Genomic DNA, 13,105 nt, shown 5'->3' on the forward strand with positions numbered 1-13,105 from the left:
ATTACAAAAAATCTCACGGATAACCCGTGAGATTTTTTTGTCCGCATAGGACGGCTGATTTCGGATGGTTACGTACATTAAGTTACACACTTCCTGATTTTGCATTTAACAAATGTCGTGTAAGTGAATGTGCACCTATTGTCTGTAGCAGAAAACCATGTAATTTTGCAGTACAGAAAACAAAAAGAATAACAATTTAAAACGAAAGTATTATGAGACCTCCTAGACCCGGTAGCTTAGGCTACAACGCAATCGTAGGAACCGCAGGTGCAACTGTAGGCGCAAGTTCAGGTGCTGCTTTGTCAGCAATTGGTGCTAACTCTATTGGCAGCTCGATCTCCAATGCAAGCAATAACGCAGTCAATGCATTCACTAACTCTATCAATTCGACTGCCTCTGGTATAGGAAGTGCAGCATCCGCAATTGGCCTGGGCAGTGTTGGAGCTGCTGTAACATCAGCAGGCTCAACGGTAGCCTCTGGTATTGGAGCTGTTGCTTCTGGAGCCAGTGCCGTGGGAACAGCAGTAGGTGGATTGGTGGTTGCTGCCGCCCCCCCATTGTAGGTGCAATTGCTGTTGGCGGAGCTATCGGTGCAGGGATTGGTTGGTGCATAGGTAAATTACTTGATGATTAGTATTATGGGAACAGTATTGGCAATAATGGGAGGATATTATCTCCTTAGCGGGCAGGCTTTCAAAGCCGCTGGCGAAGCAGCAAAATGGATTGATGAAAAGGTGAATCAGTCCATGGACAAGAAAATGTAACGTTGCAATTGCAGTAGAGTTACACTTCTTTACACAATAAATTTGTGAGACAAAATGAATTGGATGTAAGGGAGTATAACTCTACTACATGCAATAAGAATTGTTACTATCTTTACATGCGAAAACAGGAATTTTTAATCAAATAGTGAAAGTTATGGGACTGATTGGATCTCTTTATCATACAGCCAAGGGCATATATGCAATGGCTAATCACGACTCAGAAAAAGCTAACGAAGAACTGGACAAAGCAGTGGACAGTCTTCATAGAACAATGATAATTTAATTCTATAGACAATGAAAACAGAAAGAGTAAATAGCCTTTTGGCTGAAATCGTAAGTAGTCAGGGATTCATTAACATTGACCAAAACGATGTTGATAGTTTCAAGGCTAATGTCGGCGATATTGACGCAGAAAAGGTTTCTGGGAAGATCGAAGAGATTGGCGTTATGCTCGATAACGCCATCTCCTCAATTATTGAGAGAAACGACAGCAAACAGGTAAAAGGATTGCTATTCGTCATTCGACTTCCACAAGATAATTGTTTCATGGAGAATATAAATGATATCCATGAGGTAATAGACAAACTGGGCGAAGAATTGGAATGCAAATGGGGAATATCTACAATGGACAATTTGCAGGATGACCAATTTGAGCTTATAGTGGTAATAGGTTTTTAATACGTAATGTTATGGGATGGTATGACCTAACTTCGAGACAACAAGAGTTGGATCGTAAAATAGAAAACAGTGGCATTAAGTTGGATTCTTCCAACAGTTGCTTAAAGAAAGTAATGCGAGCCATTGGGGCATCAAGCAGCGAAGAAGATTATGTGAAAAGCCGAATAGCTCTTCGATTGAAGACCCAAGCACTTCTTGATGATACGGATGACTTCATCAACCGCACAGAAAAGATGTTGGATGACTTCAAGAAGGATGATGAGAAATGGGAACGAGAAGGTCGAAAACTCGGCTTTAAGTTTTGGGACTAAAATATATTTATTATGACACAGGAAGCGTTTAATCAGATTATAGAAGCAGCTCGTCATGGTGACGTGTTTGCCCAAGCAGCACTCGGAATCATGCTGTGTGAGGGCAAGATAGTACAACCAAACCGGGAACATGGTTTGGGTTGGCTGAAGAATGCAGCCCAATGCAACTGCCTTTGGGCAAGGGACGCTTATGCTGAATACTCTCAGCCGCAAAATCAACCATCACAGTCCTCTGCTTCCAATGGAATGACAGACAACACTGATTACGAGCAGGAGTTGAATAACCTGATTGGGCTGGAACGTGTCAAAACAGACATAGACTCTCTTCGAAACCTGCTTCGTATTCAGAAAATGAGGGAACAGAGTGGGCTACCAACCACTTCTGTGTCCTACCACTGCGTTTTCACAGGCAATCCCGGTACAGGCAAAACAACCGTAGCCAGAATAGTGGCAGGTATTTACAAAGAATTGGGTGTGCTGCAGAAAGGACATCTTGTAGAGGTTGACCGCAGTAAGTTAGTTGCAGAGTATGTGGGACAGACAGCTGTGAAAACAAACAAGGTCATTGACGATGCGCTGGATGGAGTGCTGTTCATCGACGAGGCATATACACTTGTAGGTGGAGAAAATGACTTTGGGGCGGAAGCCATTGCAACTTTGCTGAAACGTATGGAAGATGACAGAGACAGACTTGTGGTTATCCTTGCTGGATATACAGACGAGATAAAAGGATTCATCGAGTCAAATCCCGGCCTCCAATCGCGATTCAACAGATATATCCAGTTTGATGACTACTCTGTTGAGGAATTAGTGAAGATATTCAAGTTCAACCTGAGAAAGTCTCATTATAAGATTAAGCGGGATGCACTTGAAGCACTGCAAGCGAGAATCGAGCAGGCTGTGCGTCATAAGGACAAGCATTTCGGCAATGCAAGATATTGCAGGAACATCTTTGAGAAGATAATCCAGAACCAAGCCAATAGACTGGCTAAGATGGACACAATAGACAACGAGCAACTCGTGATAATAACAAAAGAAGACATTAACATATAAAGAAAGGTGATATGGACAAGATACTTAGATTATTCGGAGGAAGCGAACAGTTGTGGCAGTACATACAAAAGTATGCAAAAACCGCTGGCATTGAAGGAACACGCACTGTCTTAGAGTTGTATTACGTGTTGAAGTCACCTGACACTCCAGGATTGGACAAGACTATCATAGTGGCAGCCCTTGCCTATCAACTTCTTCCAGAAGACTTGATAAGCACAGAGAACTTCGGCATTCTTGGCTTTATTGACAATGGTGCCGCACTTGCATTGGCATATAATAGGGTGAAATCACGTGTTACCCCACAAATAGATGCACAGGTAAATGCCATCCTCAATCAGTGGTTTGGTGGTATGCAACCTGCCATAGCAAGCGATGCGCCTTCTAACAACAATTGGAATAGCCCTAATTCATACAATGAAGGATGGCGTGAGCAGCCTGTGCAGACTCCTCCCCAGTTCAACACTCAGGGACCAGTAAACAAACCACGCAAGCCAACCACACCAATGTGGGATGACGATGATGTGGTGATAGACTGATAATATATATATATTCACATGAAGAAATACGAAGATGACACCATATGAGCAATTAGGATTTACATTACCTTCAGCGGCAGGTATTGGACAAGCGGTAGAAGCCATGCCTGCTGGTGAAAGGGTAATTTCGGGATATTTCGCCGGTCAAATGGCAGGAATGGTATATGCAGGCTGGAAATCCCGCAGAACTGCAGCTGAGCATAATGCCAGAGCTATCAGTTTCCAAGAGGAACTAAACCAGATTCGCAATGAGTTTGGTGACAGAAAAATGCAGGCTGAAATTGAATTCCTCCATGAGTGTCATGACCTTGGCATGAAAAGCCAAAGAGAGGTAGCCCTTCAGTCGTGCCGTGACCGTCAACAGGAAGAAGAGTTCAGAAGTTTCTGTGAGAAGTCTTGGAACACGCATTTTCGTCCGCAAATCAACGCTGTATTAGAAGAGATGCTACATCCTTCCACGGATAACATCGGCGTTCCAAGGCTAAAATTGATGGTTTCACGTACACCGTTGACAGCAAAGAGCATGGACAAGAAGGGCGCATACGCAGACTTCTGTGATGAGTTTAAAGAGGATTTCTTGTTGCATTATAATCTTGGTTTGGATTCCATCTGGATGAGAGGCTGGGAATGTGACTGCGTAAGTGCCATGGCAGACACCATGAACTTGCATTACATCATGCAAGGTCTGCCAACAGTTGTCATTTATCCCGTTCAGCGAGGTGACACCCTCTCAATAGAAACTGCGACATGGGGTTATCAGTTAGGACAGAGTCATATGATTATGGACAAGACATTTAGGGTACAGATGTCCAAGATAGCAGAGCACCCTGAAAGAATGAGAACCCTGATGATTGCTGCTGCAGCATACATTGATGACTGTTATCGACTGATGCTTCATCATTCACCAGCAGACTCTCTTTATAAGATAAAAGGTTTGCTGCAAGAGGATGAACTTGTCTGGAATATGTTGACCACAAAATATCGTGGACTCATCATTCAAAGCCAGAACAATATCAATACCATGATTATCGATGAAGAAGAAATTAAGAAACTTGATAAGACGATTGAATCATGATCATAGCAGGTGCAACAATAGGAGCAGTATCGTTTGGCATACAGGTATACAATGCCTGGAGGAACGAAAAGAACGCCAAGGCCATCCAAGAGAAGCAAGAGGCATATCAGCGTGCCGTTATGGAGAAGAATTTTGAGGTGGCCATGGAACAGTTTCATGCCATGGCAGATGCGAGAAGGCAGATTATAGAAGAGGAACGCATAGAAAGAAAGAACGTCATGCAGGAGATGCACAAGCAGAACTTGCAAACAATAGCCGAACTGGCGTCTTTGGAAAAATGGCCTTTAGCAGTCATGCCTTTGGTAATGAGAGACGACAACCTTTTCGGTTACGAAACTGACGATGTGGAAAGCATAGTTCCCATCAACGTGATTATGGGTCCATGCAGAGACCGAAACTTCCAGAATAAGATTTGGAAGGTCGTTGAAGATGAACTGTCCATCAGATTCGCCAAGTCATGGAACAAAGCCAGCAGTCACCCCGTCCTTTTCTATCAGGACGCATGGAAAGATGACAAAGACCCTGCGGACAGTGCTCAATGTGCCAACATTCATGCTTCAACGCAAAATGTGCCAACGATAATCTTTTCACCTGTTCTGACAAGAAGAGGTCTCCAGATAGAGATGACCCATTGGTGCGTTACCGGAATGGATGCAAGCAATAGCTACTGCCGTGAAATCAGATTGTCATTAGAGGGGACGCATTACCAATACCATCAGAATGACGATTATGTGAATGTAGATATCGAACAGCTTGTATCGGAACTCGTTGATATGCTGGAGGGTATCATCGGTTATATGGATGACCAATATATGTGGTGCAGATATAGTGTGATACCATTGCTCCCACAATTACTGTCTATGCGTTATGACGTTGACCACGCAACCGTACAGAATATGTATGAGCAATATGTAGCCATGTTGAAGAGCAGCCTCAGTAATAGTCAAGTCCAGTTGATATTGGACTTTGATGCCGTGCTGTCGTATTGCGCTGTCATTGACCGATTTGGGAAAAGTGATGACGCATTCAAGGTGGTATGTTGTCAGTTCCTTGGTGAGAATGCACTTGTGGATCAAAAGATTGGGCTTCCATCCTACGAACTGGACAAATTGGTGACGTTCCTCAAATATGTAATGAATCACAAAAAAGAGATGAGCGTATCAGAAGGATTCATCAGCGGGCTTCATTACTGCATATCCCTTGAAAGTCTGTATCGGAACAGTGTTGAGAGCCTAAATACGGACAACAGAACCAACTCCTGTGATGAAGCTCATACATTCATTATGGCAGAGCCTATCACAGATAAAGCGAAACATTCGCTATCAACCGAGTGTCTTGACATCTGCGACAACCTTATAGAACGGTGTCGCCAAGAGACGGACGAGACTACCGACAGAAGGAATTGGGTTCGTCCAATGTTCAAAGAACAGGTTTTTGGGATCTTTGACCAAAAGGCAACAGATATATTAGGAGTTATTGATAATAAAGGCAATCAATATAGAGAAGAGACTATTGCAAGTGTATTAAACAAGACCTTATCTGCCCATCAGGAAAACGATTTGCTTCGTTTTGACAGTGAGGAGAAAGCACATGCCTTTGATGAATGTTATATGCGTCTGAAGGATTATGTCAAGTCAAAAGCAAACGATGTCAAAGTGGATTTCTGGAAGGACTCCTATATCAAGGACAGTGTGGAAAAAAGAATACTTGAATATTGTAATGCTTCCCTTGTCAAATGGATTGATTACATCTTTTTTAAAGAAGACATCATCCATGACTCTATCTCTGATGAAGACAAGCAATTCATTGAGAGCAAAATGGTGAATCTCACCCAAATGCTTGACAAGATTGCCGACGATTATATAATAATAAGTTTTTCACCTCAAACAAAGTAATATAATGGACGCACATTTTGATACTACCGTTTACCACCCGACGTTTGATTTCAATCATGCGGTATATACTGATGCCCTTGGGCATTTCCACAATTTAGCTCACGAGTACAATCTGCCAGATGATGTAATACAGAATGCTGTACACGATGCGTGCGGCTTTATGCAGATGAATGACCTTGAAGTCAGAATGGATCAAAGTACAGGAGTTTACACGCATGACCCCACAACCCTGAATGATGATGTTCTCGGTTTCAGTCGTGAACAGATGTTGAATTTGGGTATTCATGATGAGCAATCGCTATCACTGATTTGCACACATGAAGTGGCTCATTGCATGTTGCAATACCTGAGCAATACGCATCAGCTTAGTAATTGGCAGGAGGAACTCTCCTGTGATGCATTTATGGGTGTTCGGGCTGCGATAGAGGGTATTGACACAACAGCTGTTGAGGAATCATTAGGGCGCGAAACGCCCAGCCCGACGCATCCTAATGGTGAACTTCGTTTGAAGTATATAGAGATTGGCAAGGAGATAGGTGAAGACCTAAAATCTCACGGAATACCTGTGACAGCAGAGAATATTCTTGCAAGATTGAATGACCACGTTCAGGAAGATGCAAGTGAGATTTTCAAGCAGGAAGCCATCGTGAATGAGATTGCCCTGCAACAGGTGCAAACCAATGCATACCATGGTGCAAGTGGAGAAACTACTGGTAGCATAGGAATTGTATCACAATCGGGTGATAGCGATACAACGGATGGCTCTGCATTCCATGGAATAACATATACGGCATCTGAAATTGCGGAACGCCGACACCGAGTGGAGGACTGTGAAGACAGAGTGCGCAGGTTGAAGCACGAGTTAGAACTGCTGGAATACAAGGAAAGAGCTTTGAGAGGCAGAGAGAATAGTGTTGATGAATACCGGGCAACATGTAACAAGATACATGATACGCAGAGCAAGATTCACAGCGCGAATATCGACCTCAAAAATGCCAAACAGGCATTGAATCTTGCGCTATAGTATGCATTTTCATTGAATACCATTATGGCAAACATATTCGATAATCCTGCTTTCCAGTTTCTCCAGAGACCTTCAATGGAAGACTTCTTGAAGCGATGCCAGCAACGTTTCAACCGATTCGGGTTGAGTGATGCTGACATCAACGATGCTATCAAGTCGGCTTGTGATTTCTTCAACATTCCGATGCCGAGGATGATACAAGACCTCACAAATGCCCAAAACGGGCAAACCATGTTTATGAATTGGGACAGGGGGAGTTATTACGATGACGTGCTGTGTTTCAATATGCAGCAGCTTATCAATATGAATGTCACCAACAAGGAGGCCTTCTCACTGGTAATGACTCATGAATGCGGCCACCGTGTCCTTCAAAACACCCAATTCCCTGGTGTGGCTAACGGACAATGGGAGTCGGAACTATGTCCAGACTTCTTTATGGGATGCAGAGCAGGATTATGGAATATGTCTTCTATAGAGAAAGTGGCTATGGGATTGCTGCTGACCAACGGCAGCCCAAGCCATCCTGAAGGGACTCTCAGAGCCATGTTTATCAGACATGGTCGTTATGTTGCTCCAGAAATGCATCGTCGCGGAATACCATTGACCATCCAAAATTTGGTTAATGAGTTTATGGCATTCAGAAACCATAATCTCTATGAAATACAGAATCTGCAGCGAAAGTATTATAGGTTTTAGCAACATTGTATGGTAACACAAGAGGTTTATGAACATATGGCTGAATGGTGGAAATTCCAACGTCGCCATGAATGCAATCTGTTTGAAGCCCTTTTCAAGGACAGAGAGGATGTCACTGAAGAGGATATAGTTGCTATTGTGATTAACGTAGCAGAGTTCTTCAATATGCCGACACCAGAGATAAGCAGTAAGTGCGAGACGTTTGCTGAGGTTCTGTTGGGTGACAATGCCGACAAATGCGAACTGTCTTATAATATGGAAATGCTGAAAAAGACAGGTATCAACAACAATGATGCCTTTACCTTGTGTTTCGTTCATGAGATGGCACACCAAATGCTCTTTCATTACCGCTTTTCTCTGTTCTGCAGCGAACGATGGATTCAGGAACTTGCAGCGGACATGACAGCCGGATTATATGCGGCAAGACATCTATTGACAACAGGCAAATTCAAATACGCATTGTCAAGACAGAAATACAGCCTTACACATCCCGATGGCAAGTTGAGGAAGGAAATTGTAGAATGTGGCCGTCAAAATCTGGAACGGATGAGAGTGGATGGCAACACGATTATGGACATCGTGATAAGATACATGCCGTTTTTCGTTTATACCCACTACGACACGTTAGAAAGCGATTATCGAAAGATGGCATACGAACTTGAATTACCTTCATCTCCCCCACCGCAGCCTGTCAGGATTGAAGACCTGCCAGATAGCAACTTGATTAAGCAAGTAGTAATGAAACATAGAAAACAAAAAGATAAAGACAATGAGAATAATTGATAAATCCCCCATGGATGAGCCTTGTATTGGCAAGCTCATCAAAGAAAACTGTTCGGTCGGACAGTTCCTCGATAATTGTATATACCTGATAGCAGACGAGGAATCCTCATTTGCGAAAAAGGCAGTGTCGTTGATGGAAGAGTATAATGCCAAAATACAGGAACAGAACAAGGTATATTTCAACGACTATGACTTGGAGGTAATACAGCATGTAGAACTGAAGAACCATCCCAAGATCAAGGAGCGCATTGAGCAGTATGGCGATAATCTCGTGATACAATTGAAGAATCATGCGGATAGTGGGAAGAATTTCATCGTTGCCAAGACAAGCGAAGATAATCTGCTTAGTGACCTTCTCATGATGATGTATGCTGCTGAACGCATCACCAAACATGACATTGGAGAAGCCATAAAGGCTTTTGCGAAAGACAATACGGACGAGTTCATAGAACTTGCTAAAAATGCCATTAATGACGAGGCATTCCAATACAAGTATCTTGCAGGATTGGCTGATAATGCAATGCAACCATCCTTTGGCATGGCTGCATCAACTGCCGCTCTGAAGGAACGGTTGGAGGTTAAAGGGGTTATTACCCACCAACAAAGGATGGAGATGTATTCCCGTTTCTTGGACAACCTGAAGATATACCACAAGACCCATGACCCTAAGGTTGCGGCAGAGCTTGACTTCGTCATCAGTATCATTGACCCTGTCACTTTGCGTATGCTCTTCCTCAAACAATCACCCAAGTTGCAGGAGAAGATTAACAACTACATCAACCCGCGACGAATGGCAGAGGTATCTACCATGGATTTAGAAGTACGAAAAGTAAAAAAAATAGACGTAAACAGAAAGAACGATGGATATTATCGTCTCTTTCTTGTTAGAGATGAAGAGGCGTTGCAAGTTCACTTCAGCAGAAAGAACGGTTGCATTCTCTACCTGATATATCTGTTGGACAGAAAAAAGAATGGCGACAAGGTTGACACGCTGAATCTGATACAATATAAAGAGTTGTTTGGCAAACTGTACAATATCGTATATGGAATAAATGGTGAGCAATTCTTTATTGACATGATGAAGAACTATAACGCCAATAACGAAGTGCAGCAAAAGGGGTTATATACCGTGCTGAAAAGCATCCGTGACGACATAGGAGGCACCTGCGAGAGGATGCAAGAACCTGCAGAACCATTCCTTCTCCGTGATATAGCATCGCATCTTGCAGTCTTGCCAGACCATATCAAACTGCCCGATGAGATAATGACAATGATTTAGTGTTAAATTCGATTAACAAATTATGATAACAACCTGATTTCCAGTGGGAAGCAATTTGATATAAGAGGCACATTACAAAGCACCTTCATCCTGTCAAAATCTGCCGACCTTTGCAATGAGATTTAACATTGCAGAGGTCGGTTTTCGTATGCATAAACTTAAAGATTTGACAGATATGAAGAAGAATGAAACAACAGGTAGCGCAACCCTCAAAGGCGCAACAGGCAACGGAGTAAATACTCCTGGTATCGGACAAGTTGTCAAGGACTTTATCATGGGGCTGCTTGTCGTTGTCCGTATGGAAATTGAAGACCGTAAGAAGTCGCTCGATGTGACAGATGAGCACCTTGCGGAGATGGTTCTTGTTCGTATAGAGGAAGATAAGCTGACTTTCTCTGATGAAAAAGAGGAACGTAAGTACTATGGTGTTGTAACACGCGAAGTGGTATGGAACTATGCTAATGCGACGGAGGCAGAACGTATTATCACCCGTTTGAAGTCTGGCGACCAACTGTTCGCCCAGAAGTTTTTCTATGGAAAGAATAACAACGAATGTAACATCAGCCGTTTCCGTTCCAAGATTATCACACAGATCAAGCAGACATATCACTATGAAGTGAGTGTTGAGGAGTTCGGCAATATTGTTTATACCCATTTGTGGAATAACGGCACATGGAGCGTATTGGATAACTATGCAAAAAAGAGCAGCTTCTTCTGCTGGCTTGAACAAGTTTCACGCCATGAAGTCATGAGAGTACTGGAAGACATGAAGGTCATCAATGTGAGCCGTGAGCGCACTTCGGGTAATACTCGCTTGCTCGGCACCTCCATCTCGCCTGATGTGTGGGAACTCATCATTACAGACCTTATGCCTGAGGGAATGTATAAGAATCTCCTGATGGCATCCTATGTTGAACGCAAGAACGAGAAGAAGATGGTAAAGGAATTTAAACTGGAAGCAGAAGCATTGCGCTCAGAAATCAAGAAGGCTGAAATGGCTTTGAAAGACAAACTGATCCGCGTTGACAGCTATTATGAGGAGTTGGTATTGAGGGACAAGACTCCGCGCAATGTTGAGGTGTCAGAGGAGTTTATCAAGGAGTTTGTGAAATGGCAGGAAGGAAAGAGTGATGCCAGTCCTTTGGCAGATGTCTTCGGTGTGAATCTCGATAAGGAAGAAATCAATGACAAGGTCGTGGACTTCCTTTATAGCTTCTCTGAAAAACTGCAATGGTCTGACGAGGATAAACTGATATGGCGTTTGCGCTTCATTGAAAACACAGCACCCGTTGAAGTGGCAGAACGTTGCGGAAGAGCACGTGCGTGGTTGGACACCCGCTATTCGCGCCTGAACAAGAAGTTCAATGCCGCTATCCGTGAATGGTGGAAAAACAACGCATGATAGAAAGGTGCTTGGCGTGCTACATTGATAGAACGCCAGCACTTTTCACATCTTTATTATAAGTAAAATAAACAATATGGATAAAGAAATTATTTCAACTAACAGGGTTAAGGCTTTTCTCACAGATAACATCGAGAAATTTGCCGGTTTCGTCAATCAAGTGATTCATGACGAGGAGTTTTTAAAGTGTGTAAGGGAACTGCTTCCATTTGACGGAGTGGCATACGCTTCGATGAACGTTGTGCCAGAGAAACAGGTCGTAAGGAAAATGGGAATAATTATCATGCGGATGGATATGGAACCTTCCCTGTTCTCCTTAGCTGTCACAATAACGATAGACAGAGGAAACAATGAGAAGCCACATGATATTTCTGTTTTTCTAACCGCTTGCAAGACTATCGAGGAGTTGCAGGAATATGTCAATGGAGACAAATTCTGGGAAGAAGTGATTGAACAATGCGGCAACAAGACAATCTGTGATGATGAACTTTTACAGAAGATTGCATCATTAGACATAGAAGGAGAAGAATAAAGCTATGTAAATCAATGATTTTGAGACTTACGGGTTACAAATAGTATTAATTTTGCATTCAAAACAGAATAATTATGGTTCAAGTAATAACACGAGAATGGGAAATAGCAAAGACCTATATATATGAGGTAGCTTTGAGAGACGGGATGATAAGGCTCGACTGGAACGATTTTGAGATGAAAGCGTGGAACAGCAAGCCTGCTGTAGCAGTAAAAGTGGATGAACCGCTCGGCATATCAGAAATGTCGGTCAAGGCCATTGATGAGATAAAGAAGAATATCAATAATACGCTTTCAAGCGTGATAATCATCATATCCTACAAAAAAGACCAGCCTCTAATGATGGATGAGTTGGGAGGAATGAACGAGTGTCTATCACGTCTTGCTGAAGAGGATGTTGAGATTAACTGGGGTGTTCAAGAAGCGGATGAGATTACAAACTCCCGGAGCATGACAGTATTTGCATTTGAAAAACTATAAAACGATGAAGTTATGAACATAAAAGTGCATTATGAAGAAGTGGCGAACTATGTGGAAAAGCACTATATGATTCGTCCACAGTTGAAACGCATTGATGACAAGACACTCAAAGTTTCTTGCCAACTGGGTCGTTTCATTCCACCTATGGTGCTTCAAATCCACATTGAAGCTATGCGTAAGGATGTTGTGTGCTTGTCATACGAATGTGGGACAGGCATGGCAATGTTGATTGCCGGTGCTGTGGAACACCTTGACAACAAACTACCCCACGGAATAGAAATCAAGGCCGAAGACAAAAGAATTAATTTTTTTCCCGATTATGTGAAAGAGATTCGGCTAATTATGGAATATGTACAACTTGAAGGAATACACATCCATGAGGACGGCTTGGAGATATTGGTCAGTCTGATATAAAACATAATAGCTATGGGTCAATACTTAGTTAATTATTCATTTAATCGTCTAAAATTCAATGAGTTGCATTAACGATATATAACTAATAAAAATTGGTCAAGTGTCTGAATTTCAGTAACTTAGTAGTCTCTTACATTACTTAGTTATGAAGAAAATTTCAGAAGCACTCGACCAATATACGGGC

15 protein-coding genes are annotated in these 13,105 nt (G+C 42.6%); all 15 read left to right on the forward strand.

What is annotated here, in order from left to right; translation table 11 throughout:
• The first annotated feature begins 638 nt into the window (after positions 1–638).
• The 15 genes from I6E40_RS10980 (at position 639) to I6E40_RS09690 (ending at position 12,921) form a co-directional block, all read left to right on the forward strand.
• The gene (locus tag I6E40_RS10980; protein ID WP_262910883.1) at positions 639–764 is read left to right on the forward strand and encodes a hypothetical protein; all 126 of its coding nucleotides are present in this window, start codon (positions 639–641) and stop codon (positions 762–764) included.
• 294 nt (positions 765–1,058) lie between these two features.
• Positions 1,059–1,442, forward strand: coding sequence for a hypothetical protein (locus I6E40_RS09625; protein ID WP_042517699.1), 384 nt, complete (start codon positions 1,059–1,061; stop codon positions 1,440–1,442).
• A gap of 11 nt (positions 1,443–1,453) precedes the next feature.
• Positions 1,454–1,753 (forward strand): hypothetical protein, encoded by a 300-nt coding sequence (locus I6E40_RS09630; protein WP_235386825.1) that lies wholly within the window; start codon positions 1,454–1,456, stop codon positions 1,751–1,753.
• 12 nt (positions 1,754–1,765) lie between these two features.
• Entirely contained in the window at positions 1,766–2,806 is a 1,041-nt protein-coding gene (locus tag I6E40_RS09635) for an AAA family ATPase (RefSeq protein ID WP_235386826.1), read from the forward strand.
• An 11-nt stretch (positions 2,807–2,817) separates the two neighbouring features.
• Entirely contained in the window at positions 2,818–3,342 is a 525-nt protein-coding gene (locus tag I6E40_RS09640) for a YkvA family protein (RefSeq protein WP_235386827.1), read from the forward strand.
• A 34-nt stretch (positions 3,343–3,376) separates the two neighbouring features.
• On the forward strand, positions 3,377–4,417 hold the full coding sequence (locus tag I6E40_RS09645) for a hypothetical protein (protein WP_235386828.1): 1,041 nt from the start codon (positions 3,377–3,379) through the stop codon (positions 4,415–4,417).
• Positions 4,414–6,312: a hypothetical protein gene (locus I6E40_RS09650; RefSeq protein ID WP_235386829.1), complete on the forward strand. Its 1,899-nt coding sequence runs from the start codon at positions 4,414–4,416 to the stop codon at positions 6,310–6,312. Before I6E40_RS09645 ends, I6E40_RS09650 begins: the two co-directional genes overlap by 4 nt.
• A 4-nt stretch (positions 6,313–6,316) precedes the next feature.
• Positions 6,317–7,336 carry a hypothetical protein gene (locus I6E40_RS09655; protein ID WP_235386830.1) on the forward strand — a complete coding sequence of 340 codons (1,020 nt, stop codon included), beginning with the start codon at positions 6,317–6,319 and terminating at the stop codon, positions 7,334–7,336.
• Positions 7,337–7,360: 24 nt separating this feature from the next.
• A complete protein-coding gene (locus I6E40_RS09660) occupies positions 7,361–8,032 on the forward strand; it encodes a hypothetical protein (RefSeq protein ID WP_235386831.1) in 672 nt (223 codons plus the stop codon).
• Positions 8,033–8,041: 9 nt separating this feature from the next.
• Positions 8,042–8,815: a hypothetical protein gene (locus I6E40_RS09665; protein ID WP_235386832.1), complete on the forward strand. Its 774-nt coding sequence runs from the start codon at positions 8,042–8,044 to the stop codon at positions 8,813–8,815.
• Positions 8,802–10,094: a hypothetical protein gene (locus I6E40_RS09670; protein WP_235386833.1), complete on the forward strand. Its 1,293-nt coding sequence runs from the start codon at positions 8,802–8,804 to the stop codon at positions 10,092–10,094. Before I6E40_RS09665 ends, I6E40_RS09670 begins: the two co-directional genes overlap by 14 nt.
• A 115-nt stretch (positions 10,095–10,209) precedes the next feature.
• Positions 10,210–11,496, forward strand: coding sequence for a hypothetical protein (locus I6E40_RS09675; RefSeq protein ID WP_235386834.1), 1,287 nt, complete (start codon positions 10,210–10,212; stop codon positions 11,494–11,496).
• A 76-nt stretch (positions 11,497–11,572) separates the two neighbouring features.
• Positions 11,573–12,028, forward strand: a complete 456-nt coding sequence (locus tag I6E40_RS09680; protein ID WP_235386835.1) for a hypothetical protein — start codon at positions 11,573–11,575, stop codon at positions 12,026–12,028.
• Positions 12,029–12,102: 74 nt separating this feature from the next.
• The gene (locus I6E40_RS09685) at positions 12,103–12,507 is read left to right on the forward strand and encodes a hypothetical protein (RefSeq protein ID WP_235386836.1); all 405 of its coding nucleotides are present in this window, start codon (positions 12,103–12,105) and stop codon (positions 12,505–12,507) included.
• Between the two features lie 12 nt (positions 12,508–12,519).
• The gene (locus I6E40_RS09690) at positions 12,520–12,921 is read left to right on the forward strand and encodes a hypothetical protein (RefSeq protein ID WP_235386837.1); all 402 of its coding nucleotides are present in this window, start codon (positions 12,520–12,522) and stop codon (positions 12,919–12,921) included.
• The last annotated feature ends 184 nt before the right edge of the window (positions 12,922–13,105 follow it).

Source organism: Prevotellamassilia timonensis (assembly GCF_021531665.1).
Classification (GTDB): domain Bacteria; phylum Bacteroidota; class Bacteroidia; order Bacteroidales; family Bacteroidaceae; genus Alloprevotella.